18 protein-coding genes and 1 riboswitch are annotated in these 23,997 nt (G+C 71.0%); of the genes, 6 read left to right on the top strand and 12 right to left on the bottom strand.

Annotated features, from left to right (window positions below; all coding sequences use genetic code 11):
* Positions 1–199: 199 nt before the first annotated feature.
* Complete coding sequence (locus J7E88_RS21530; protein WP_215183520.1) at positions 200–607, bottom strand: cobalamin B12-binding domain-containing protein; 408 nt, start codon at positions 605–607, stop codon at positions 200–202.
* A gap of 436 nt (positions 608–1,043) precedes the next feature.
* Here J7E88_RS21530 and J7E88_RS21535 point away from each other — a divergent pair, with 436 nt between their 5' ends.
* Positions 1,044–1,847, top strand: coding sequence for a triacylglycerol lipase (locus tag J7E88_RS21535; RefSeq protein WP_251023011.1), 804 nt, complete (start codon positions 1,044–1,046; stop codon positions 1,845–1,847).
* A 259-nt stretch (positions 1,848–2,106) separates the two neighbouring features.
* Positions 2,107–3,732, top strand: a complete 1,626-nt coding sequence (locus J7E88_RS21540) for a M23 family metallopeptidase (protein ID WP_215183522.1) — start codon at positions 2,107–2,109, stop codon at positions 3,730–3,732.
* 62 nt (positions 3,733–3,794) lie between these two features.
* Here the strand turns inward: J7E88_RS21540 and pcrA are convergent, their stop codons facing one another.
* Positions 3,795–6,230 (bottom strand): DNA helicase PcrA, encoded by a 2,436-nt coding sequence (gene pcrA, locus J7E88_RS21545; protein ID WP_215183524.1) that lies wholly within the window; start codon positions 6,228–6,230, stop codon positions 3,795–3,797.
* A gap of 239 nt (positions 6,231–6,469) precedes the next feature.
* Positions 6,470–6,634: riboswitch (cyclic di-AMP (ydaO/yuaA leader) on the top strand.
* Positions 6,635–6,636: 2 nt separating this feature from the next.
* On the opposite strand from pcrA, the gene J7E88_RS21550 reads away from it, so the two are divergent.
* Entirely contained in the window at positions 6,637–7,794 is a 1,158-nt protein-coding gene (locus J7E88_RS21550) for a C40 family peptidase (RefSeq protein WP_215183526.1), read from the top strand.
* A 69-nt stretch (positions 7,795–7,863) separates the two neighbouring features.
* On the opposite strand, the gene J7E88_RS21555 is transcribed toward J7E88_RS21550, so the two are convergent.
* The gene (locus J7E88_RS21555; RefSeq protein ID WP_215183528.1) at positions 7,864–8,217 is read right to left on the bottom strand and encodes a hypothetical protein; all 354 of its coding nucleotides are present in this window, start codon (positions 8,215–8,217) and stop codon (positions 7,864–7,866) included.
* A 479-nt stretch (positions 8,218–8,696) separates the two neighbouring features.
* On the opposite strand from J7E88_RS21555, the gene J7E88_RS21560 reads away from it, so the two are divergent.
* Positions 8,697–9,113, top strand: a complete 417-nt coding sequence (locus J7E88_RS21560; protein WP_374196305.1) for a hypothetical protein — start codon at positions 8,697–8,699, stop codon at positions 9,111–9,113.
* Here the strand turns inward: J7E88_RS21560 and J7E88_RS21565 are convergent.
* A complete protein-coding gene (locus J7E88_RS21565) occupies positions 9,079–9,768 on the bottom strand; it encodes a response regulator transcription factor (protein ID WP_215183530.1) in 690 nt (229 codons plus the stop codon). The two genes, J7E88_RS21560 and J7E88_RS21565, sit on opposite strands and share 35 nt — an antisense overlap.
* Positions 9,765–11,045, bottom strand: coding sequence for an ATP-binding protein (locus tag J7E88_RS21570; protein ID WP_215183532.1), 1,281 nt, complete (start codon positions 11,043–11,045; stop codon positions 9,765–9,767). Before J7E88_RS21570 ends, J7E88_RS21565 begins: the two co-directional genes overlap by 4 nt.
* Before the next feature lie 150 nt (positions 11,046–11,195).
* On the opposite strand from J7E88_RS21570, the gene J7E88_RS21575 reads away from it, so the two are divergent.
* On the top strand, positions 11,196–12,503 hold the full coding sequence (locus tag J7E88_RS21575; protein ID WP_215183534.1) for a PspC domain-containing protein: 1,308 nt from the start codon (positions 11,196–11,198) through the stop codon (positions 12,501–12,503).
* Between the two features lie 168 nt (positions 12,504–12,671).
* On the opposite strand, the gene J7E88_RS21580 is transcribed toward J7E88_RS21575, so the two are convergent.
* The 4 genes from J7E88_RS21580 to guaA all read right to left on the bottom strand — a co-directional run bounded on the left by J7E88_RS21580 (position 12,672) and on the right by guaA (position 17,191).
* Complete coding sequence (locus J7E88_RS21580) at positions 12,672–13,193, bottom strand: DoxX family protein (protein WP_215183536.1); 522 nt, start codon at positions 13,191–13,193, stop codon at positions 12,672–12,674.
* 113 nt (positions 13,194–13,306) lie between these two features.
* Entirely contained in the window at positions 13,307–14,548 is a 1,242-nt protein-coding gene (locus tag J7E88_RS21585; RefSeq protein ID WP_215183538.1) for a hypothetical protein, read from the bottom strand.
* 135 nt (positions 14,549–14,683) lie between these two features.
* Entirely contained in the window at positions 14,684–15,472 is a 789-nt protein-coding gene (locus tag J7E88_RS21590; RefSeq protein ID WP_215183540.1) for a class II aldolase/adducin family protein, read from the bottom strand.
* Positions 15,473–15,595: 123 nt separating this feature from the next.
* Positions 15,596–17,191: a glutamine-hydrolyzing GMP synthase gene (guaA, locus tag J7E88_RS21595; protein ID WP_215183542.1), complete on the bottom strand. Its 1,596-nt coding sequence runs from the start codon at positions 17,189–17,191 to the stop codon at positions 15,596–15,598.
* A gap of 303 nt (positions 17,192–17,494) precedes the next feature.
* On the opposite strand from guaA, the gene J7E88_RS21600 reads away from it, so the two are divergent.
* Positions 17,495–17,779, top strand: coding sequence for a chorismate mutase (locus J7E88_RS21600; protein WP_215183544.1), 285 nt, complete (start codon positions 17,495–17,497; stop codon positions 17,777–17,779).
* Positions 17,780–18,505: 726 nt separating this feature from the next.
* On the opposite strand, the gene J7E88_RS21605 is transcribed toward J7E88_RS21600, so the two are convergent.
* The 3 genes from J7E88_RS21605 to J7E88_RS21615 all read right to left on the bottom strand — a co-directional run bounded on the left by J7E88_RS21605 (position 18,506) and on the right by J7E88_RS21615 (position 23,810).
* Positions 18,506–20,326, bottom strand: coding sequence for a GMC oxidoreductase (locus tag J7E88_RS21605; RefSeq protein WP_251022987.1), 1,821 nt, complete (start codon positions 20,324–20,326; stop codon positions 18,506–18,508).
* A 62-nt stretch (positions 20,327–20,388) separates the two neighbouring features.
* Positions 20,389–22,005 carry a succinic semialdehyde dehydrogenase gene (locus tag J7E88_RS21610; RefSeq protein ID WP_215183546.1) on the bottom strand — a complete coding sequence of 539 codons (1,617 nt, stop codon included), beginning with the start codon at positions 22,003–22,005 and terminating at the stop codon, positions 20,389–20,391.
* A gap of 185 nt (positions 22,006–22,190) precedes the next feature.
* Positions 22,191–23,810, bottom strand: coding sequence for a serine/threonine-protein kinase (locus tag J7E88_RS21615; RefSeq protein WP_215183548.1), 1,620 nt, complete (start codon positions 23,808–23,810; stop codon positions 22,191–22,193).
* Between the last annotated feature and the right edge of the window lie 187 nt (positions 23,811–23,997).

The raw sequence follows: 23,997 nt of genomic DNA on the forward strand, positions 1-23,997 counted from the left end.
GGCAGCCGGAAAGCGGTCCTGGATACGAGCCCCGGAGCGGCCCGACGCTGAGGTCCCGGACCAGGCCACCTCCCAGAGCCCGGCCCGCTCCAGGGCGCATCACACGCCCAGCCGCGCCCGAGAAGCCTGGTCGGGCCCCGAGCACGCCGTGCTCACGGGGCGCCGGCAGCGCACGATCGCGCAGCCCGGTCCACGCCCGCTACGCCGCTGCCCGGACGTTCGCGTTGACCCACTCCACGATCGACGCCGTCGTCGCCCCCGGTGTGAAGATCTCCGCCACGCCCTTGTCCTTCAGCGGCGCGATGTCCGCCTCCGGGATGATCCCGCCGCCGAAGACCTTGATGTCCTCCGCGTCGCGCTCCTTCAGGAGCTCGATGACCTTCACGAAGAGTGTGTTGTGCGCGCCCGAGAGGATGGAGAGGCCGATCGCGTCCGCGTCCTCCTGGATCGCCGTGTCCACGATCTGTTCGGGGGTCTGGTGCAGCCCCGTGTAGATGACCTCCATACCGGCGTCACGCAGCGCCCGAGCGATCACCTTCGCACCACGATCGTGTCCGTCGAGACCCGGCTTGGCGACCACCACGCGGATCGGACCCGTCACACCCATCACTGCCTCCACATACCGACTGCGCCGCCTCGGGCACGGGTCCCCGCGCCCGGCGAGCGGAGCGCGGAGAGTGAACGAACGTTATCTGCAGAAGTCCAGCATCCCGCAAGCCGCCGTTTCGCGGTGGACGGCGAGGGGGAAATCACACCTGGGACAATTTTCGCTGAGCGTCGTACCGGCATCAGGCACCGCGCGCACCCCGCGCGGCCCCCGCGGGCACGACCGCAAGGGGAGCCGCCGCAGGTCCACATCAGGTCGCCGCGCCGCCGTGCCGACAGCCGCACGGCACGGTGGCGCGGCACCGCTTTTGCAGCGCGCCCCCACGAGGGCGCACCGGGCCGAGCCGCACCGGGTCGCCGGTCGGGAGGTCGCTGTGAAGGCTTCGGTCCTGCCTCTGCCCTGTGCCCAGGTCGTCACGGATCTCACCGCGCAGTGCCTGAGACGGCTGCGCCACGTGCTCCCCGCCGCTCTCCTGCGCGCCACCGCCCTGGAGATCGCGATCCTGGCGGGCCACCTCGTCCTCTATCCGACCGGCCTCACTCCCGAGCGCCCTCGCCGCAAGCGCACCGCGCCCGCCGCCCACCGGCTGCCCGTGGCGGAGGGGGATGCCGTGCCGACCGTCCTCCTGCACGGGTTCGTCGACAACCGGTCCGTGTTCGTCCTGCTCCGGCGCGCGCTGGCCCGGCACGGTCCGCGGCCGGTCGAATGCCTCAACTACTCCCCTCTCACCTGCGACATCCGGGCCGCCGCGGAGCTGCTCGGCCGCCATGTGGAGGAGATCTGCGCGAGGAGCGGCCGGCGGCAGGTCGACATCGTCGGGCACAGCCTCGGCGGCCTGATCGCCCGGTACTACGTGCAGCGCCTCGGGGGCGACCACCGTGTCCGGACGCTCGTCACGCTCGGCACGCCGCACTCCGGGACCTCGGTCGCACCCCTCGCCGGCGCGCACCCGATCGTGCGGCAGATGCGCCCCGGCTCGTCCGTCATCGAGGAGCTGCGCATGCCCGCGCCCGGCTGCCGTACGCGCTTCGTCAGTTTCTGGAGCGACCTCGACCGGATCATGGTCCCGGTCGAGACGGCCTGTATCGACCATCCCGACCTTCTCGCCCAGAACGTACGAGTGAGCGGAATCGGCCATCTCGCCCTGCCGGTTCACCCCGCCGTCGCGGCCGGGATCCGCGAGGCGCTCGAATCGGGCGCGGCGGCGGCCGGTCCGTCCGACGCCGCGTCCGTCGCCTGAGCGAGGCCGCCGGACGAGAACTGCGAGGCGGCTCCGCAACCGATTTTCACTCGAACATCTCTCGAACGTAGGGCCAAAGCTGTGCCCGCAGTCCTCCGAAAGGCGGCCGAATGCCCGTTTCCTGATTGCGGAGATGCCGCCGAAGATTGTCGCCATCGCAGACCGCCGGGTACAGTCGCGCCACTGCTTCCCCCTGGGGCCCCCTGCAATCCGGTGACCCCAGATGCAGGGTCCTGCTGCCGAGGCGAGAGAGAAGTTGGTGAACGACCAGCACGCCCACGCCGGGTACGGCGGCTACGCCACCGGCAGCTTCGACTCCGACCCGCTCTTCGGCGCCATGCCGGGCAATTACGAGTCAGAGCACAGCGGCCAGTACGACGCGTCCCAGTGGGACACGGGGTCGCAGCAGACCACCGGCTACGACGCCTACGCATCGGCGCAGCAGGCCCAACAGCCGCATTACGACCAGCAGTACGCGCAGTACGACACCACCGGCCAGTGGGACGCGAGCGGCTGGAACCAGAGCGAGCAGACGGGCCAGTACGAGACCGCCGCCGCGACATTCGCGTACGACGCGACCGGCCAGTGGTCCTCCTCGTCCTTCGACACCGGGGCGTACGACGCCACCGCCTGGAACTCGGACACGGCGGCCACGCCGGAAGGTCTCGTACCGCAACAGTTCACGCCGCAGCACGAGTTCGTCCCGGTGGCCGGGTACGACACCGGCTATGCCGACTACCAGAGCACAGAACTTCCCGGCGCGGAACATCCCGGCCAGGACTTCCAGAGGTCGGGCTTCCAGGACACCGAGTACGGGACGGACTTCCCTGCGGGGGACGTTCAGACCCACGACATCCCCGCCCAGGACTTCCCCGGCCCCGCGCACCCCGACTACACCGACGGCCCGGACGCGGGTGCCGCGCCGGAGCACGGGGCGTACGAGGCAGAGCCCGACGGCGAGTACGGCCAGGCTCACGAATACGGTCACGACGGCGAATACGGTCACGACGGCGATTACGGTCACGACGTCGCATACGTCAGCGACCAGGACAATGACGGCGAGTCCGAGCACGACGCGCTGACGCAGACCATGACCTCCGTGCCGGCCGCCCCGGTCACGCCCCGGCCCGTCCGCCGCGCCGGCGGCAGCCGCGGCCGGCGCCGTACGCCCGCCAAGCGCTCCGCACTTCTCACCGTCGCCGTGCCCTCGGCTTGCGTGATGGGCGTCGCCGGTATCGCCGCGGCCTCCGTCGGCACTATCGGCGGCGAGCAGAAGGACGAGCCCAATGTGGCGGCCGCCGACCCGGCCTCGGTCGAACACGTCGCCGCCAACAAAAAGATGGACACGCAGCTGGCCGCGCTCAGCGCCGACGCCCGCGACTTCGGTGACCGAGCCTCCCGCACCCAGGAGCGCATCGATCTCAAGGCCCGCCAGGAGGCGGAGCGGAAGAAGCGCGAGGAGGAGGCGGCACGGCGCGAGGCGCTGCGGCCCAAGTTCGTGCTTCCCGTGAAGCGGGACGGCCTCAGCGCGTACTACGGCCAGTCCGGTGTCAACTGGATGTCCCTGCACACCGGTATCGACTTCCCCGTCCAGTACGGCACCGAGGTCTTGGCCGCCACGGACGGCACCGTGCGCACCCAGTGGAACAGCGCCTACGGCAACATGGCGATCGTGACGGCGGCCGACGGCACGGAGACGTGGTACTGCCACCTGAGCACCACCAGGATCCGCAGTGGCTCCGTGAAGGCGGGCGACGTCATCGCCTACTCCGGCAACTCGGGCAACTCCACCGGCCCGCATCTGCACTTCGAGGTGCGCCCCGGTGGCGGTTCGGCGATCGACCCCCTGCCGTGGCTGCGCGGCCACGGCCTGGACCCGACGTAAGCAGCGCGCACAAGACGGAAAAGCGCAGGAGGCGTGGGCCGCGGCCCACGCCTCCTGCGTTCTCAGAGCTTCTCGACCGGCGCGTACCTCAGCAGCAGTCGCTTCGGCTTCTCGTCCCCGAAGTCGATCGTCGCCTGCGCGTCCGAGCCCGAGCCGGCCACCGCGACGACGGTCCCCAGCCCGAACTGGTCGTGCGTGACCCGGTCCCCCACCGACAGCGCGATCACCGGCTTGTCGTTCGTCCGCCGGGTGGCGAAGCCGGACGCGCCGCCGCGTGACCGCGACGACGACAGCGAGGACGTGATGCCCGACGTCGGTCCGGCCGGCGCGGCCATCGGGCCCGTGCGCCGCCAGTCCACGTGCGCACCCGGGATCTCCTCCAGGAAGCGCGACGGCGGGTTGTACGACGGCTGTCCCCAGGCGCTGCGCATCGACGAGCGGGTCAGGTACAGGCGCTCGCGGGCGCGGGTGATGCCGACGTACGCCAGGCGCCGCTCCTCCTCCAGCTCCTTGGTCTGGCCCAGCGCCCGCATGTGCGGGAAGACGCCGTCCTCCATGCCGGTCAGGAACACGACCGGGAACTCGAGGCCTTTCGCGGTGTGCAGCGTCATCAGCGTGATGACTCCGGTGCCTTCCTCGTCCTCGTCGGGGATCTGGTCGGAGTCGGCGACCAGCGCGACCTGCTCCAGGAACTCGGCGAGCGTCCCCGCGCCCTCCTCCTCCCCGCGCTCCTGCTCGAACTCCAGCGCCACGGCGGCCAGTTCCTGCAGGTTCTCGATGCGCGTCTCGTCCTGCGGGTCGGTGGAGGCCTGCAGCTCGGCGAGATAGCCGGTGCGCTCCAGGACGGCTTCGAGCACGGTGGCCGGTCCGGCGCCGGACTCGGCGATGGTGCGCAGCTCCTCCATCAGCACGTTGAACCGCTTGACCGCGTTCGCCGAGCGGGCCGCCATGCCGTATGCCTCGTCGACGCGGCGCAGCGCCTGCGGGAAGGTGATCTTCTCGCGGAGCGCAAGGGCGTCGATCATCGCCTCGGCACGCTCGCCGATACCGCGCTTGGGGACGTTGAGGATGCGGCGCAGCGGGACGTTGTCCTCGGGGTTGGCGAGGACGCGCAGATAGGCGAGGACGTCCCTGACCTCCTTGCGCTCGTAGAAGCGCACGCCTCCGACGACCTTGTAGGGCAGGCCGACGCGGATGAAGATCTCCTCGAAGACACGGGACTGCGCGTTCGTCCGGTAGAAGACGGCGACGTCGCCCGCCTTCGCCTCGCCGGCGTCGGTGAGGCGGTCGATCTCGTCGGCGACGAACTGGGCCTCGTCGTGCTCGGTGTCCGCGACGTAGCCGGTGATCTGTGCGCCCGCGCCCGCGTTGGTCCACAAGTTCTTGGGGCGGCGGGACTCGTTGCGCTCGATGACCGCGTTGGCCGCGGACAGGATCGTCTGGGTGGAGCGGTAGTTCTGCTCCAGCAGGATCGTCGTCGCGTCCGGGTAGTCCTCCTCGAACTGGAGGATGTTGCGGATGGTCGCGCCGCGGAAGGCGTAGATCGACTGGTCGGCGTCGCCGACGACGCACAGCTCGGCGGGGTCCAGGTCCTCGTACCCCGTGCCCACCAGCTCGCGCACGAGCGTGTACTGAGCGTGGTTGGTGTCCTGGTACTCGTCGACGAGGACGTGCCGGAAGCGGCGCCGGTAGTGCTCGGCGACGTCGGGGAACGCCTGGAGGAGGTGGACGGTGGTCATGATGATGTCGTCGAAGTCCAGCGCGTTGGCCTCGCGCAGCCGCGACTGGTACATCCGGTACGCCTCGGCGAGCGTCTTCTCGAAGCCGTCCTGCGCCTGGTCGGCGAAGGTCTCCTCGTCGATCAGCTCGTTCTTCAGGTTGGAGATCTTGGCACTGAAGGACTTCGGCGGGAACTTCTTGGGGTCCAGATCCAGATCGCGGCAGACCAGCGACATCAGCCGCTTCGAGTCCGCGGCGTCGTAGATCGAGAACGACGACGTGAAGCCGAGCTTCTTCGACTCGCGGCGCAGGATGCGGACGCAGGCGCTGTGGAAGGTCATGACCCACATCGCATGGGCGCGCGGGCCGACCAACTGCTCGACGCGCTCCTTCATCTCGCCGGCGGCCTTGTTGGTGAAGGTGATCGCCAGTATCTGGCCGGGGTGGACGTGCCGCGTGGCCAGGAGATGGGCGATGCGGTGGGTGAGTACGCGCGTCTTGCCCGAGCCGGCGCCGGCGACGATGAGCAGCGGGGAGCCGGTGTGGACGACGGCGGCACGCTGCTGCTCGTTCAGCCCCTCCAGCAGGGCGGCCGCGTCGACGGCAGGGCGGGGCGCGCCGTCGCGGTAGTACCCGTCGCGGGCCGGCGGCACGTCGTAGGCGCCCTGGAAGAGGTCGTCCGGGATCGGCTCCGGAGCGGACTCCTCGGGCGGCGGAGGGGGCTCCTCCCCGTGGGGCTGGAGGTCCGCCAGGAAGCTGTCGTCAAAGAGGCTGCTCATCGCTTATCGAGTCTAGGCGGCCGGACCGACAACCGGGCCCGCATGCCCATACGGGCAGATCACATTCCGTGACCGCGCCTGTCCGGGGCGCCATCGGAGCAGGGGATGAATGCCCGCCTCCGAAAAAGGTCACGAAAATGTATCGGACATATCGAACATCAACCTTCACAGCGCGCGCACGAGTTGGCTAGCGTGCTCGACCAGACGGCCCGTACCCCTCCCGGCGAACCGCGCCGAACGGGCCGACTCCGCCGAATTCGGGCGTCCTGCAAGGACGTTCGGAACCGGGGACCCGAACTATGCACAACCGGGGTGAATCGGACCACTGTGTGATGCGGTCCGTAGGGCATCTTCCGTTCGCCCGAACCCGACAGCTAACCCGGTAGGCGGTCCACGGAAGAAGGAGATGCCGGCCTTGGCGTCGCATCGCAGGATCCGCAGCCGCAGCACGAAAACCTCCCCCGCCGTCGGGTTCACGACGGCCGCCCTCGCCGGCGTCAGCCTCCTGTCGACGCAGAGCGCCACCGCCGCGCCCAGCGACCCGAAGCCCTCCGTCGAAGAGGTGCAGAAGAAGGTCGACGACCTCTACCGGCAGGCCGGCAGCGCGACCCAGGAGTACAACAAGGCGAAAGAGGCCACCGCCGAGAAGCGCCGTGAGGTCGACACCCTGCTCGACCAGGCGGCCACGCGCGCGGAGAAGCTGAACGAGTCGCGCCGTGCCCTCGGCAGCTACGCCGCCGCTCAGTACCGCACCGGCGCGCTCACCCCGAGCGCGGCGCTGCTCTTCGCGGACAGTCCTCAGGCGTACTTCGACCAGACGCAGTTGATGGACCGGATGACCGACCAGCAGCGGACGGCCGTCAGCGACTACGAGACCGAGCGTGCGGCGGCCGCGAAGCAGCGCGCACAGGCGACGAAGCGGCTGGAGTCGCTGACCGACTCCCAGCAGGCCCTGCGCATCAGCAAGCAGAAGGTCCAGGCGAAGCTGGCCGAGGCGCGCACCCTGCTGTCGCAGCTGACCGCCGAGGAGAAGGCCCGGCTGGCGGCGATCGAACGCGAGAAGGAGGAGGAGGCGCGCCGCAAGGCCGAGGCCAAGGCGGAAGCGGAGGCGAGGGCCCGCGCAGAGGCAGAGGCAGAAGCGGAGCGGCAGCGGGAGAGCGAGGAGCCGCCGCCGGAGACGGGCACCGGCACGGGGACGGACGACGGTACGTACGCGGCCAGGGCCGACGAGGTTCTGGCCTTCGCCCGCGCCCAGATCGGCAAGCCGTACGTCTGGGGTGCGACGGGCCCGTCCTCGTACGACTGCTCGGGGCTTACGCAGGCGGCCTGGAAGGCGGCCGGTGTGGATCTGCCGCGCACCACCTGGGACCAGGTGAAGGTGGGGCAGCGCGTCGCGACGGCGGACCTGCTGCCCGGCGATCTCGTGTTCTTCTACGACGACATCAGCCACGTCGGCATCTACATCGGCGACGGCAAGATGATCCACGCGCCGAAGCCGGGCGACAACGTCCGCGAGGAGTCCATCTACTACATGCCGATCTACGGCAGCGTCCGACCGGTCTGACCCCTCCCGCTCCCGCGCCCGCCCGGACGGTCCGCCGTCCGGGCACGCGTGCTCCGGGCGGACGGCGGCTCAGGTCCAGAGCGTCGCGATGAAGATGTTCGCGACCGTCAGACCGCCGACGGCGCCGAAGAGCGCCTTGTCGACCGTCTCCTCGTCCCGCTTGACGTAGACCAGGCCCAGGATCACCACCAGCACCGCCAGCTTGATGCCGATCTTGAGGTTGTTGACCGCCTGGTCGTCAGCCTGGTTGAGGCCCACCAGCGCGACGCCGGTGATCAGCATGGTCAGCGCCCCGTGCAGCATCGCCGGGTTGAAGCGCGCCGTGCCCGCGCCCATCGCCTTCATCTGGGTGAGGAAGCCGCCCAGCAGGGAGGCGATGCCGATGATGTGCAGAGCGACGAAGACATTGATGAGTACGTCCATGGGCCGGAGCCTAATCGTCGCCATACCACCGTCCGGCGGTCGGGGGAGCCCCATCACGGCGATCGGTCGGTGCCGCTCCGCAATACGGCCCGGCACCGGCACCCTGGGGCGAAGAAAGCGGACAGGACTGTCCAGGTTCGCGCACTTGAGGTCCCTGCGCCTCTTGTCCGTGGCCGCTGGGTTTAGCGTCGGCGACCGGTGGCCGACTCCCCACCGCCGTCACGCAGCCGGACGGCATCGGCCGCCACCGCCGAAAGATCCGGCGGCGCGCCGTTTCCCCTGTGCGGAGCGCCGCCGGACCACAGGTACGCAGGAAGTGACGGGTACGTCTCGTGGCAGCGCACCGGAAACCGAAGAAGCATCCGCTCAACGGGCCGGCCGCCCGCATCGAGAGCCACCCTGGCGCTCTCCGGCGCGGCGACGACGCGGAAGTTCGGGTGCCGTGCCCGACGGCGTCGACTCCTGCGCAGGTCCGGCTCATGGATGACCAGGCGCACGCCGCCCGCACCATGTGGAAATTCCTGCACGACTGGTGGACGATGCTGCCGAAGGACCGCAGGTCCCTCGCCGCAGCCGATGCCGCAATACGCCAGGCCCGCAAGGAAGTCGACTGGCTCGGGGTCCTGGCCGCGCAGGCCGCACAGGCGGTACTGAAGACGTACTTCCAGGCCTGGAAGAACTGCTGGGACGGCCGGGCCGACGCCCCCGACTTCAAGGGCTGCTTCCGGTCGGTGATGTCGGTGGACATCCCGCAGGGCCGGGACCCCGACCGGCCGGTCCCGCCCGCCACTTACGCGATTCCGGACGAGGACGCCCGTCCGACGCGGTCCGACATCGATGCGCTCGTCGCCACGTTCAGCGTCAGACCAGGCGCCGGGCCGTCGCCCACCGGGTGAGCTCATGACGGTTGGACAGCTGCAGCTTCCGCAGCACCGCCGAGACATGCGACTCGACCGTCTTCACCGAGATGAACAGCTGCTTGGCGATCTCCTTGTACGCGTACCCGCGCGCGATCAGCCGCAGCACCTCGCGCTCCCGCTGCGTCAGCCGGTCCAGGTCCTCGTCGACCGGCGGCGCGTCCGTCGAGGCGAACGCGTCGAGCACGAAGCCCGCGAGCCGCGGCGAGAACACCGCGTCGCCGTCCTGTACCCGGAAGATCGAGTCGACCAGGTCCGCGCCGGTGATGGTCTTGGTGACATAGCCGCGAGCGCCGCCGCGGATCACACCGATGACGTCCTCGGCGGCGTCCGACACCGACAGCGCCAGGAAGCGCACCGGGTGCTGGGCTGCGGTCATCAGCGGCGCGCAGCGGCGCAGCACCTCCACACCGCCGCCGCCGGGCAGGTGCACATCCAGCAGGACGACCTCCGGCCGGGTCGCCGTGATCACGGTGACCGCCTGGTCGACGTCGGCGGCCTCGCCGACGACCTCGACCCCGGTGCGCTCGGTCTGCCCGATCTCGGCCTGCACACCGGCGCGGAACATCCGGTGGTCGTCGACGAGCACGACCCGCACCCGCCGCTCGACGTTCTCTTCCGCAGACTCGGTCATCCGTCAGCCCTCTCCATCTCGAGCTCCACCTCGGTGCCCCCACCGGGCACCGTGCGCAGCCGTGCCGTGCCGCCGTTGCGCTGCATCCGGCCGATGATCGATTCTCTTACGCCCATTCTGTCGCCGGGAACGGCGTCCAGGTCGAATCCCGGCCCACGGTCCCGCACGGAGACGAAGACCGTGCGCCCCTCGACCTCCGCGTACACCTGGACGGCCCCTCCCGCGCCACCGTACTTGGCGGCGTTGACCATCGCCTCGCGCGCGGCCTGCAACTGTGCGGCCAGCTTGTCGTCGAGCGGGCAGTCGCCGACGACCACGACCTCCAGCGGCACGCCGTGCTTGTCCTCGACCTCGGCGGCGGTCCTCTTGACCGCCTCGGCCAGGGTGTCGGGCTCCTCGTCCTCGTCCTTGCCGTTGCCCTCCGGCTTGTAGAGCCAGTTGCGCAGCTCGCGCTCCTGGGCGCGGGCGAGTCTGCGCACCTCGCCGGGGTCGTCCGCGTTCCGCTGGATGAGGGTGAGGGTGTGCAGGACGGAGTCATGGACGTGCGCGGCGACCTCGGCACGCTCCTGGGCGCGGATGCGCATGGTCCGCTCCTCGGAGAGGTCCTGGGTCATCCGCACCAGCCAGGGTCCGGCGAGCAGCGCGACCCCGGCGATGACGGCGATGGCCGCGGTCAGCACGTTCCCCAGCTGGGCCGCCGAGCCGCGCACCACCATGAACACGGTCAGGCCCATGCCGACGAGCGCCACACCGGCGAGGGCGCGCGCCAGTTGCAGCAGGCGGCGGCGCCGGCTGTCCGTCGAGAGACTGGCCCAGCGGGCACGGCGGGCGTTGTCCGTCTGGCGCCATACCAGCACCACACCGGCACCGATCAGCAGCGTCGGCCACACATAGCGGTTGGCGGTGCCGCCTGTGTCGACATTGGCGACGAAGATGCCGGCGCCGATGAGCAGCGCGACGAGGGCGAACAGCTGGCCCTTGTCGGGCTTGCGCAGCCTGCGGCGGCCGTCGGGCGTGATCTCGAAGACGGAGCGCGGCTCGGCGGCCCGGCCGCCGATGCCGAGCGGGACGACAATCCAGAACACCGCGTACAGCAGGGCGCCGAGGCCGTCCGCCATGAACAGGGCGAGGAAGACCAGGCGCACCCACACGACGGGCAGTCCCAGATGCCCGGCCAGACCGCGCGCCACGCCGCCGAGCATGCGTCCGTCCGCGCTGCGGTACAGCTTGCGGACGGCGGACTCGTCGGTCTCGGGCGGACGGGCGGCGACTGGCATGCCCCGATCGTCACACGGCCCGGCCGGGCCGGGCATCAGGGCCGTCCCTTAATCCGACCCTGAGAACACCCCCCCCTCAGGGGCAATATCAGGGGACGGCCAGGGTCGGGGCGGCTGCCGCCACGGCACCGGGCCCGTCACCATGGAGTCATGACCCAGCCGACCACCGCGCCGACCCAGCCGCCGCAGGAGCCTCTGCCGTCGCCGCCGCGGCTGCGCCGTGATCCGCGCCGTAAGGTCGTAGCCGGTGTGTGCGCGGGGCTGGGCCGGCACTGCGACATAGATCCGGTGATCTTCCGGATAGTGATCGGCGTGCTGTCGGTGACCGGCGGCACAGGTCTGATCTTCTATGGCTTCGCCTGGCTGCTGATCCCGGCCGATGACGAGGAGGAGAACGAGTTCCGCAGGATGCTCTCGGGCCGCGTCGACGGCGCCGCGCTGAGCGCCGTGCTGCTCTCCCTGCTCGGCTGCGGCCTCCTGCTGACGATGCTGGGCAACGGGAACATGCTGGGCTTCGTCACCATGCTGTCGCTGGCGGTGACGGGGGCGGCGGTGTGGTCCCAGCGCCGCACGCACGTCCCGCCCGGCGGGGCGCCCATGGACACGGCCGGGCCGCACGCGGTTCCCGAGGCCCCGCCGGAGACGAAGGCCCCGCCGGTGCCGGACAGTCCGTCCTGGTGGCGCGACCCGATCGTCAAGGACGGTACGACCGGGCCGGTGCCGACCGGTTATCTGTGGGGCCCGGAGTCGGCGCTCGCGGCGGCCGCCGAGGCCGCGCCGCGCCATGGCGGGCGTCGGGCCGCGGTCGTGGTGCCGCAGCCGCGCGGCCCGCGCGGTATCGGCGGCGCCGTGTTCCTGCTGGCTCTCCTCGCGGGCGGCCTGGGCACGGTCCTGAGCTGGGCGAGCCGGCCGCTGGGCACGAGCCTGCAGACAGGTCTCGTCGCCGCGCTTGCGGTGTTCGGCCTCGGCCTGCTGGTGAGCACGCTGCTGGGCCGCACCGGTTTCGGCACGGTGCTGCTGACGATGATGACGGCGACTGCGCTGGCGGGCGCCGCCGCACTGCCGAAGGACATCAGCACGAAGTTCGGCGAGAGGACCTGGACGCCGGCGTCGGCGGCCGCGGTCCAGCCGCGCTACGAGATGGGCTCGGGGAAGGGGACACTCGACCTCTCCGCCCTCGACGTGCCCGCCGGGCAGACGGTGTCGACGAGGGCGGAGATGGGGCTGGGCCATCTCACGGTCGTCGTGCCGAAGGACGCCGCGGTGCGATTGGAGGCCGAGGTCGGCGTCGGTGACATCAGGCTCCCGGGCGACGCGCCGGACGACGTCGACGTCGGCCCGGGGCAGGACCGGCGCAAGACGCTCCCCGGGGCGCCCGGAGCGACGGCGGGCGGGACCCTGGTTCTGGATCTGGAGCTGGGCATCGGACAGGTGGAGGTGACCCGTGCCGCGCGCTGAGTTCCGGCATGAATTCCGTCCCGGCAGGCTGATCGCGGGTCTGTCCGTGCTGACGGCCGCCCTGTTGTACGGAGGGGATGCGGCGGGCGCCTGGCACACCCCTTGGTTCACGGCCTTCCCGGTCGTCTTCGGCGGTCTGTTCCTGGCCGGTGTCGTCGCCGCCCTGCACTACGGGGTCCGTCGCCGCCGTTCCCGCAGAAGCGCGTCGAGGGAGAACACCGAGGCCCCGGCGAGCACCAGCGGCAGCCAGGCCATGAGATAGGCGAGGTCGTTGCCGTAGTAGTAGGGGTCGGTCTGCCAGCTCACGGTCAGCCACAGGCTCAGCGAGATGAGCGCGCCACCGAGAGCGGCCAGGCGGGCCAGGAGGCCGACCAGGGTGCCGAGTCCGACGGCGATCTCACCGATGGCGATGGCGGTACCGAAGGCCTCCGGGTTCTTCAGCGCCAGGTCGACGAGTGCGGGCACGGCGGAGCCGTCGCGCACGGAGCTCATCACCTCGCCGATGGACCCGGTGCCGCTCGCCGCCAGGAACCGGCTGTCGGTGAGTTTGTCGATGCCCGCGTAGATGAAGGTCACGCCGAGGAACAGGCGCAGCGGCAGCAGCGCGTACCGGGTGGCCTGCTCCCTCCAGCCACGCGGCCCGTCGTCGAGCGTCCCGTAGGTCGGTGTCGTCCGGTATGTGTGTGTCATCGCTGGTCCCGCCTTCGATTGACCCGTCAACCGACCATACGTACGGCGAAGCCGTGCCGCTCACCAGGCATGCGGCACGGACTGTGACAGATGGGTGACAAGTCCGCCGCGGGTCAGTCGGTGACCTCGATGAGGCAGCGATTGCTCGCCACCCCGGCGGCCGTCACCACCTGCACGTCGATCTTCCCCGGCTCGACCTCCACGGGTACCGGCACCGTGAGCAGCGTGTCGGCCGGATTGGCGAAGCCGCCGGGCACCGGGATCAGCGGCACGTGCACATGGACCGCGCCGAAGCGGACGACCAGTTTCGCCAGCAGGTCCGGCCGGTCCGCGCCAGGCGGCACGAAGCCGGTGCCGCGGACCTCGATGTCGTCACCGGTGCGGATGGGTCCGTCCAGGTCACCGGCCTCACGGGCCCGGACCACCGACATCACGACGGGCCGGCCGCCCTCCGCGTATTTACCGGCGAGATACGTCGCGGCCGAGAGCGCCACGAGCAGCACGAGCCCCCACGGCAGGTGGGGCAGCCGCTCAGGGGCACGGGCGAGCCCGGTCAGGGCGAGAGCGACGACGGCCGCGTTGATCAGCATGTACTGCGTGTCGGCGAAGGCGGCCCGGCCCGAGTCGTCGCAGAACAGGTCGGCCGCGCGCGGACGGTCGGCGCGCATCTTCTGCAACCGCAGTCCGGCCACGCGTACCGCGACGATCCTGCGCACCCCGACGGCGATCGCGCACACCAGCGCGAGGACGCACAGCAGCCCGCCGCCGGCCGGAACGCCCATGCCCTCGGTGAGCCGGTCGCGCCGGGCACCCGCGGACGCGCCGGCCAGCAGGAACCCGAGATGCAGCACAGCGCCGCAGACGACGAGCAACCAGGCGGCGGCGACGGTACGGGACGTGGACAGGCGATGGTCCTCGCCGGTCAGGGCCGCGAGCAGGCCGCCCCGGTCGCGGTGCGCGTGCGCCGCCCCGGTGAGCGCCCCGGCCACGACGAGCGCGGCGAGCAGCCCGGCCGTACGGGTCGCGGTCCAGCCCGCTCCGATCGCGGTGGCCGTCTGGGTGAGGACGAGCGCCGCGCAGCATCCCCACACGACGGCCAGGCTGCGCAGGCGGACTCTGCCCAGCCGGGACGCGGCCACGGCCTGGTCGAGACCCGCGACGGTGCGGGCGGACTGGGTCAGCTCGTCGGACACCCACTGCCGTGACGCGCCCGGCGAGTGGGCGACGCCCGCGGGAAGCCCTTCCCCGGCCGCCAATTCGTCCCGCTTGGCGAGAAATTCGGCCACCGCTCGCCGATGGCCTTCGCGCGCGCCGTGCGCGCATGTGTCGCACTGTTCCGCTTCCTGCACCGCCACGACCGAACGCCACCTCTCCGCATCGCACAGGCGAACCACCTGGTGATGCATGGGAATTGTGCCGTACGCAAACCGCCGCCATCCCGATGGCCGAGGCCAGAGGGGGTGAACCTGACGGCGCGGGGTTGACCGGGGCTAATGCAGGAGGTCCGGTTCGGCGCGGCTGATCTGCTGCCACAGCGGCTGGAAACTGATCCAGGCGACAAGGTCGCTGCCCAGTCGCTCGCGGGTCGCCAGGGCCTCTCGGCGCCCGAGGGGAACGGCCTTGCCCGCGGCCCGCGCCGCCAGTTGCACCTGGGCACAGCGCTCCATGGAGATGAACCACCAGGCGGCGGCGTCGACGGAGTCGCCGACGGTCAGCAGCCCGTGGTTGCGCAGGACGAGCGCCTTGCGGGAGCCGAGCCCGTCCGCGATCCTGCGCCCCTCGTCCTCGTCGACGCTCACCCCCGTGTACGCGTCGAGGAACGCGTGGTCCTCGTAGAAGGCGCACGCCTCCTGGGTGAGGGGCTCGACCGGATCGCCGAGCGCCGCCAGCGCCCGCCCGTGCACGGTGTGGGTGTGCGCGACGGCGACGACGTCCGGGCGGGTCAGAGACACCTGGGCGTGCACGGTGAACGCGGCCTGGTTGACGCGGTGCCGCCCGACGACGGTCCGGCCCCACCGGTCGGCGAGGACCAGGTCGCCGGCCGAGACATGGGCGAAGGGGACACCGAAGGGATTCACCCAGAAGCAGTCGGTGAACTCCGGGTCACGCGCGGTGAGTTGGCCCGACACCCCGTCCTCGTACCCGAAGCGCCCGAACAGCCGCAGCGCCCCGGCCAGCCGCTCCTTGCGGTACGCGCGCTCCTCTACGACGGACTCGTGCACGGGCGGCATCGCGAACCGCAACTGCTCCACGGGCAAGGGCTCCGGCGTGTGCGTCATGGCCGGAAGGTAACTCCGCAGAGGTCGACTGGCCAGAGCGCCGCACCACTTGGGCAGCGCATACGGCGACGCCGCCGCCCACACGGGGTGGGCGGCGGCGTCACATGCGGCGGCAGGGGAGGCTCACTCCCACTCGATGGTGCCCGGCGGCTTGCTCGTCACGTCGAGCACCACGCGGTTCACATCGGCGACCTCGTTCGTGATGCGGGTGGAGATACGGGCCAGCACCTCATACGGCATCCGCGTCCAGTCGGCCGTCATGGCGTCCTCGGACGAGACGGGGCGCAGGACGATCGGGTGGCCGTAGGTACGGCCGTCGCCCTGGACGCCGACGCTGCGTACGTCGGCGAGCAGCACGACCGGGCACTGCCAGATGTCACGGTCGAGGCCGGCCGCCGTGAGCTCCTCACGGGCGATGGCGTCCGCCTCGCGCAGCAGGTCCAGGCGCTCCTTGGTGACCTCGCCGACGATGCGGATGCCGAGGCCGGGGCCGGGGAACGGCTGGCGCTGGACGATCTCGTCGGGCAGGCCGAGCTCCTGGCCGACCATGCGGACCTCGTCCTTGAACAGCTTGCGCAGCGGCTCGACGAGCTCGAACTCGAGGTCCTCGGGGAGGCCGCCCACATTGTGGTGCGACTTGATGTTGGCGGTGCCGGTGCCGCCGCCGGACTCGACGACGTCCGGATAGAGCGTGCCCTGCACGAGGAACGCGACGTCCTCGCCGCCCGCGGCCTCCGCCACGATCTCGGCCTGCGCCTGCTCGAAGACGCGGATGAACTCCCGGCCGATGATCTTGCGCTTCTCCTCGGGGTCGGAGACACCCTTGAGCGCGTCGAGGAAGCGGGCCTCGGCGTCGACGACCTTGAGCTGCACGCCCGTCGCGGCCACGAAGTCCTTCTCGACCTGCTCGGTCTCGCCCTGGCGCATCAGGCCGTGGTCGACGTAGACGCAGGTGAGCTGGGAACCGATGGCCTTCTGCACGAGAGCGGCGGCGACCGCCGAGTCCACGCCGCCGGACAGACCGCAGATGGCGCGCTTGGTGCCGACCTGCGCGCGGATGGCCGCGACCTGCTCCTCGATGACGTTGCCCGTGGTCCAGCTCGGCTCGATGCCGGCGCCGCGGTAGAGGAAGTGCTCCAGGACCTGCTGGCCGTAGGTGGAGTGCATCACCTCGGGGTGGTGCTGCACGCCGTAGAGCTTCTTCTCGTCGTTCTCGAACGCGGCGACCGGGACCACGTCGGTGGACGCGGTGACGGTGAAGCCCTCCGGGGCGGCCGAGCAGGCGTCGCCGTGCGACATCCACACCGGCTGCTCGTCGGGGGTTCCCTCGAAGAGGGTGGAGCCGGGCTTGGTGACGTGCAGCGGCGTACGGCCGTACTCGCGCGCGCCGGTGTTGTCGACGGTGCCGCCGAGCGTCGTGGCCATCAGCTGGAATCCGTAGCACATGCCGAAGACGGGGACCCCGGCCTCGAAGAGCGCACGGTCCAGGCGCGGGGCGCCCTCCGCGTACACCGACGACGGGCCGCCCGAGAGGATGATCGCCTTCGGGTTCTTGGCCAGCATCTCCGCCACGGGCATCGTGGACGGGACGATCTCGCTGTAGACCCGGGCCTCACGGACGCGGCGGGCGATGAGCTGGGCGTACTGAGCGCCGAAATCGACAACCAGGACGACGTCCGGGTTGGATGCGGGCGCGGCAGCGGTGGACGCTGATGACACTGGCGGCCTTCCGGCGGTGGGAGAGGGTCGGTATTTGTCGATTCTACCGGGACGGCCGGCCATACCTTCGTCTCACCATCCGAACCGGGCTTTGGCCCCGAGCAGGGGCGCGGTCCATACTGTCCGCATGCACAAGCAGCTGACCTTCGTCTTTACCTATGGCACCGGCCCGTCCGGCTGCCATGGTCGTGCTGCTTAGCTTCAGACAGCGACTTCCCAGGCGCCCCGGGCCGACAAGGCCCGGGGCGTCTGCGTTTTGCCCGGGCCGTGCCGATCCGGGGCCCCGACCCAAGGAGAGCCCCCGTGACCGAGGTACTCGACAAGACCGGCGCCCGCACCGACGACGCCGCGAATGTGATCACCGACGCCCGTGAGCGCATCGACGCGCTCGACGACCGGATCATCGGCCTGATCCAGGAGCGCATGGCCGTCTCCGCCGTCATCCAGGACGCCCGGATCGGCTCCGGTGGCCGCCGGGTGAATCTGGCGCGCGAGATGGAGGTGCTCGGCCGCTACAGGGACGCGCTCGGCAAGCCCGGCACGGCGCTCGCGATGACGATGCTGGAGCTGTGCCGGGGCCGTGTCTGAGCCGTGCACGTACGCCTGCGCACCTGCGTTCGGGCGCATCCTCACCCGTACGGCGCGTGACGCGCCCCGCCGGTCTTCGTTGGTCCCGATGTCCGTGCCAGCCAGGGGCGGGCCTCGAAGGAAACCACGCGTGGCTCCGCTGGAGCGTGTGACGCACCCGCAGGTGCGTCGTGGGACCTCGCCCCAGCGCGCGTGACCGGTCGGCAGGGGACAGCAGCCCGGTCACCCCAAGGGCGGTCGGCTCCGGGGACGCCCGGCGCCGACCGCATCCGGTCCGAACCGGTTGCGCCGGCCGCAGCCCGTCCCCCAGATACGAGCACGTCCCCCGCTGCGCAACCACCCTGTCACAGGCCGCCCCCAGGCGCCCCGAGAGCGCGGGACCGACGGCCGCTCGCCCGCGGCGCACCCCGGGCGCCGTGCGCCGGCACCGACGCGAAGGGCCCCGCGGACGCGGGGTCCTTCGCCATGTCGCGCCGCCGGCGTCCTTCGGGACGAACGAGACCTCCACACACCGCAGGCCAATGTTGTGATCCACCTCACATAAAGATTGTGTGAGGCGAGGACAACCATCCTCACTGGTCACAGGTCATGCATGCGTAACAACGGCCTCATGTGTGCGCCCTTTGGCGCGGGGGCCGCGAGAAGCAAGGAGGCCGCTGCACTCGGAGGGGGGTGCAGCGGCCTTCGTCTGTGCCCTGTGGCCCGGGGACTGCCCGGGCCACGGGGCTACTTCTTGGGCGGAACCGCGGGGATCCCGAGGAACGGCAGCTTCAGCGCGCCGAACGCATCAGCCGGGACCGCCGGGGACTTGGGTGCCACCGGTGCGAGCCGCTCATAGGCGTTGCCCTGGGCCGGACGCGGGTCCTCGTCGCCGCTGTTGGGCCAGAACGACATCGCACGCTCCGCCTGGGCCGTGATCGTCAGCGACGGGTTCACCCCCAGGTTCGCCGAGACCGCCGAGCCGTCGACGACCGAGATGCCCGGGTGGCCGTAGAGCCGGTGGTACGGGTCGATCACGCCGTCCTCGGCCGAGGCGCCGATCGGGCAGCCGCCCAGGAAGTGCGCGGTGAGCGGGGTGCCCATCAGTTCGCCGATATTGGAGCCGGCGAAGCCGTTGATCTCCTCCGCGAGCAGGGACGCGGCGCGGGTGGCCTCGGGGATCTGGTTCGGGTTCGGGGCGCCGTGGCCCTGGCGGGCGGTGAGCAGGCCCTTCCCGATGCCGCCGGGCTTGCGGTACGTGGTCAGCGAGTTGTCCAGGGACTGCATCACCAGGCCGATGATCGTCCGCTCCGACCAGCGCCGGTTGGAGAGCGCGCGGACCGCGAGCAAGGGGTGCCGGGCCATGTTGCCGAGCCAGCCGACGACCCGGCCCTTCACCCGGTACGGAACCTGCAGGACCGTCATGCCACCCATGGCGTTGGAGCCGCGGCCGTAGCGGACCGGCTCGATGTGGGTGTTCTCGTCCGGGTGGATCGAGGACGTGATCGCGACACCGCGCGTGAAGTCGACCCGCTCCGCGCCATGGCGCTTGCGGTAGCGGCGGTTGTCGGTCTGGGCGCCGACGAGGGCCTCGGAGTTGGTGCGCGTCAGCTCGCCGAGCCGTGCCGACAGCCGCGGCAGCAGCCCGCTGTCCTTCATCCGGTGCAGCAGGGTCTGTGTGCCGTACGTACCGGCGGCGATGACCACACGGCGGGCCCGGAATGTGCGCCCCTGCCCCTTGCGCCTGTTGTCGCTGGGCAGGGTCTTGACCGCGAAGCCGCCGCTCGCGTCCTCGGTGACCGCGACGACGGACGTCATCGGGTGGACGACCGCGCCCGCCTTCTCGGCGAGGTGGAGGTAGTTCTCGTTGAGGGTGTTCTTCGCGCCGTGCCGGCAGCCCGTCATGCACTCCCCGCACTCGGTGCAGGCCTTGCGCGCGGGGCCGGCTCCGCCGAAGTAGGGGTCCGCGACCTCCTGGCCGGGCCGGGCCTTCACCGAACCGTCGGCGTCCTCGCCGTCTCCGAAGAACACCCCGACGGGGGCCATGTGGAAGGTGTCGCCCACGCCCATCGCCTCGGCGGTCGCCTTCAGATGGACGTCCGAGGGCGTCATGGTCGGGTTGAGCCGCACGCCGAGCATGCGGCGTGCCTGGTCGTAGTACGGCCCCAGCTCGTCCTGCCAGTCCGTGATGTCCTTCCACTGCGGGTCGTTGAAGAAGGGCGCGGGCGGGACGTAGAGCGTGTTGGCGTAGTTCAGCGAGCCGCCGCCGACGCCCGCCCCCGCGAGCACCATGACATTGCCGAGCAGATGGATGCGCTGGATGCCGAACAGGCCGAGTGCGGGGGCCCAGAGGTAGTTGCGCAGGTCCCACGAGTTCTTCGGCAGCGACTCCCGGGTGAACCGGCGGCCGGCCTCCAGGACACCGACGCGGTATCCCTTCTCGGAGAGCCTGAGGGCGGAGACCGAGCCGCCGAAGCCGGAGCCCACGACGATCACGTCGTAGTCGTACGCGTCGCCGTCATCGTCGCCGCCCGCGTCCTGGTTTCGGGCAGGGGGTACCTCGGACATGGCTCTCCTCGTGAAATGTGCGGGCGTACGGGGTACGGGGGGCGGCGCTGGTGGGACTGCGGTCAGCGCAGGCGCAGGGCCTTCATCGCCTTCAGGCTGAAGCTCATGAACGCGGCGTACTTCTCGTCGTCCATGCCGAACGACGGGGCGAGCGGCATCAGCCGCTGCTGGGCGACGGTCTGCGCCTCCGTGTACTTGAGGATGCCCTCGGAGCCGTGCCGCCGGCCGAGCCCGGAGTCCTTCATGCCACCCATGGGTGCCTGGACGCTGCCGTAGGCCGGGGCGTATCCCTCGTTGATGTTCACCGTGCCGGTGCGCAGCTTGGCCGCGACGGCGTGGCCGCGCCGGCCGTCCTTGGTCCACACGCTCGAATTGAGGCCGTAGGCCGTGGCGTTGGCGAGTTCGACGACCTTGTCCTCGTCGGAGAAACGGTAGATCGACACGACCGGGCCGAAAGTCTCCTCGCCGCACACGGCCATGGGCGCGTCCACGCCGTCGAGGATGGTGGGCTCGTAGAAGTACGGGCCGATGTCGGGCCGGGCGACGCCGCCTGCGACGAGCTTCGCGCCCTTGGCAACGGCCTCCTCGACATGGCGGGTGACCGTCTCCAGCTGGCGCGGGCCGACGAGGGAACCCATGTCGGCGCCGTAGGCCAGGGAGTTGCCGAGCCGCATCGCCTTGGTGCGGGCGGCGAAGCGCTCGACGAACGCGTCCGCGATCAACTCGTGCACGTACAAGCGCTCGATCGATATGCACAGCTGGCCCGCGGAGGAGAAGCAGGCGCGGACCGCGCCTGCCGCGGCCTTCTCCACATCGGCGTCGTGCAGCACCAGCATGGCGTTCTTGCCGCCGAGTTCGAGGGAGACGCCGACCAGCCGGGCCGCCGCTCCCTGGGCGACCTCGCGGCCGGTCCGGGTCGATCCGGTGAAGGAGACGTAGTCGGCGTGCCGGACGACCTCGGGGCCGACGACCGGACCCTCGCCGATGACGACCTGGAACACCTCGGCGGGCAGGCCCGCCTCGATCAGCAGGTCACGCGCCCACAGCGCGGTGAGCGCGGTCTCGGTGTCGGGCTTCATGACGACCGCGTTACCGGAGACGAAGGCGGGCAGGGCGTCACCGACGGACAGCTCCAGCGGGTAGTTCCACGGCGCGATCTGACCCACGACACCGCGCGGCTGGCGCAGTTCGGTGGTCTTGGTGAGGACGGGCACGACGCCGGTGTGGTGCTTGGGCCGGAGGTAGGCGGGGGCCTTGCGCCCGTAGTGGCGGGCCGCGACGGCGACCGCCTGCACCTCCTCGTGCGCGTGCAGCCGGGCCTTGCCGGTCTCCAGCTGGATCAGGTCCAGCACTTCGGCCTGGCGCTCCAGGACCAGGTCGTGGAAGCGCAGCAGCACAGCGGCGCGGGCGCGCGCCGGGGTGGCCTCCCACACGCGCTGGGCGGCACGGGCGCGCTCGAAGGCGGCCGCGACGTCGTCAGGAGTGGACTCGGGCAGGTCCGCCAGCTTCTCGCCGGTGAACGGCGCGTGGTTGGCCGTGCGGCCGGAGCCCGCCACACCCTTGGTGAGCTGGGCGACCACTTCGGGAGTGACCACGTCGGCTGCGGTGCGCGCACCGGCCGGCGAGGCGGCGATGGGGTTGGTGCCAAGGGCGGTTGCGGTGGCCTGCGAGTCCGTCATGGGGGCGAGAGTATGCGGCGATCAGCACTTTGGGTACCCACCGGTAACAGCTTTTCACCGGGCCCCCACGATTCCGCCAGTGATCACTGGCGGATAAGCCCTGATCAGGGACTTGCCGTCGTTCGGCGGAGGTGGGGACTGTGATGAAGCCGTTGTGCGGATCTCCGGCGGAGCGGATCCGGACGTCAGTTCGGCGGTGGCCGCCAGCCTCTGAGCATCGTGTCGAACTGCTCGCGGGTCACGGCCCAGTCCTTCGCCGGGCCGGACATGTAGAGGGCGTACTCGGTACCGTCGTCCTCGTAGTACATCTGGTCGATGGCGCGGCGCGGACCGGGGTGCTCCGTTCGCTCGGTCCAGCTGAACTCCCAAAGCGCGGACTGCGTCTGGTCGCGGAAGGTGTTGGGGCGCAGCTTCACCCGGCGGTAGTCCGGCAGCCGCTTCTTCAGCCCCTCCTGCATTTCGAGCATGTGCATATAGGGGTTCTCGAAGTCCGGGGACAGGTCGACGCTGATCCGGATGCGGTGGCGGCCGTTGTCCGGCGTGTAGTCGATCTGGTCGCCGTCCGCCTGCCGCTTCCAGCCTTTCGGCACCCAGAGGCTGAAACCCCGCGGGTCGTCGACGCGCTCCCAGCCGTCCGGAACGTCCGACGCCTTCCCCGGCGCTGTCGCCCGGCTGTCCGTACCCGTGCCCGCGTTCGTCGTGCCGCCTGATTGCGCGTACTTCATCGCGGCGAGCCCCGCGCCTCCGCCGATCACGGCCGCGACGACCACGACGACGGCGAGCGTCCGCAGCCGCGGCCCCCGCCGCGGCCGGGCCGGCGCCGCTGCCCAGTCCCCGGACGGGACCGCGTGGGAGCCCGCCGCGGCCGTGGCCGTACGCGAGTCCGGGGCGCCGCCCCGCGGCAGGTGCTGTGTCACCCGCTGCGTCGCCCGCTGGGCGGGCACCCGCGTCGTCGGGGCAGGGGCAGGAAGGCGGTCCTCCATGGCCTGGACCAGCATCCGCTCGGCCTCGGCCGCCGACGGGCGCGCCGCCGGGTCCTTGTGGAGCAGCGCCCTGATCACGGGCTCGAGACGCCCCGCACTCCGGGGCGGGGCCGGCTCGTCGTCCACCACGGCCTGCATGGTCGCCAGCGGCGACGACCGGCGGAACGGCGACTGCCCCTCCAGCGCCGTGTAGAGCGTCGCGCCGAGCGACCACAGGTCGGACGCCGGTCCGGGGTCATGGCCGCGGACCCGCTCGGGCGCCAGGTAGTCGATCGAGCCGACGATCTCTCCGGTCCGGGTGATCGTCGGGTCACCCTCGATCGCCGCGATCCCGAAGTCCGTGATGAGCGCCCGGCCGTCACTGCCCAACAACACGTTGGCGGGCTTGATGTCCCGGTGGAGGACGCCCGCGGCATGGGCGGCACGCAGGGCGCCCAGAATGTGCAGCCCGATCCGGGCCGCCTCCCGCTCGTCGACGCGGCCGCGCTCCTTGGCGGCGTCGGCGAGCGAGGGGCCGTCCACGTACTGCATGACGATCCAGGGCCGGGCGTCGTGCTCCAGCACGTCATGGACCGTGACGACGCCGGGATGGCTGATGCGCGCCGCCGCCCGGGCCTCCTTCTGGGTCCGGGCGTGCAGAACGGTCCGGTCGGCTTCGGAGACGTACAGACCCGCCGTCAGTTCCTTGACGGCGACTACTCTGTGCAACACCTCGTCATGGGCCCGCCATACCTTGCCCATGCCGCCGCGGCCGATGGTCTCGCTCAGCCGGTACCGCCCGGCGAGCAGCAGACCGGCGCCTGTGTTGTGAGTGTTTTCCACGTATCCCGCCCCGTTCCTTGGAATGACAGGTTACGGAGGGAAGGTACGAACGCGGTACCGAGGCTCGCTCAAGTGACCGCACTGTGATGCGTGGTGAGCTGCCGAGTCGCCACTCTCCGTGACACCGCGGCCGCTTCGGGATGGTTCGGGCGGAACCTGCCTGTGTGCACGGTGCGTTGCGGCCTTC

The organism is Streptomyces sp. ISL-10 (assembly GCF_018614575.1).
In the GTDB taxonomy this organism is placed as follows: domain Bacteria; phylum Actinomycetota; class Actinomycetes; order Streptomycetales; family Streptomycetaceae; genus Streptomyces.

Coding starts and splice junctions, on each gene's coding strand:
- J7E88_RS21530 (WP_215183520.1), bottom strand. CDS start 607: ATGGGTGTGACGGGTCCGATCCGCGTGGTGGTCGCCAAGCCGGGTCTC.
- pcrA (WP_215183524.1), bottom strand. CDS start 6,230: ATGAGCAGCCTCTTTGACGACAGCTTCCTGGCGGACCTCCAGCCCCAC.
- J7E88_RS21550 (WP_215183526.1), top strand. CDS start 6,637: ATGCCGGCCTTGGCGTCGCATCGCAGGATCCGCAGCCGCAGCACGAAA.
- J7E88_RS21555 (WP_215183528.1), bottom strand. CDS start 8,217: ATGGACGTACTCATCAATGTCTTCGTCGCTCTGCACATCATCGGCATC.
- J7E88_RS21560 (WP_374196305.1), top strand. CDS start 8,697: ATGGATGACCAGGCGCACGCCGCCCGCACCATGTGGAAATTCCTGCAC.
- J7E88_RS21565 (WP_215183530.1), bottom strand. CDS start 9,768: ATGACCGAGTCTGCGGAAGAGAACGTCGAGCGGCGGGTGCGGGTCGTG.
- J7E88_RS21570 (WP_215183532.1), bottom strand. CDS start 11,045: ATGCCAGTCGCCGCCCGTCCGCCCGAGACCGACGAGTCCGCCGTCCGC.
- J7E88_RS21575 (WP_215183534.1), top strand. CDS start 11,196: ATGACCCAGCCGACCACCGCGCCGACCCAGCCGCCGCAGGAGCCTCTG.
- J7E88_RS21580 (WP_215183536.1), bottom strand. CDS start 13,193: ATGACACACACATACCGGACGACACCGACCTACGGGACGCTCGACGAC.
- J7E88_RS21590 (WP_215183540.1), bottom strand. CDS start 15,472: ATGACGCACACGCCGGAGCCCTTGCCCGTGGAGCAGTTGCGGTTCGCG.
- J7E88_RS21605 (WP_251022987.1), bottom strand. CDS start 20,326: ATGTCCGAGGTACCCCCTGCCCGAAACCAGGACGCGGGCGGCGACGAT.
- J7E88_RS21610 (WP_215183546.1), bottom strand. CDS start 22,005: ATGACGGACTCGCAGGCCACCGCAACCGCCCTTGGCACCAACCCCATC.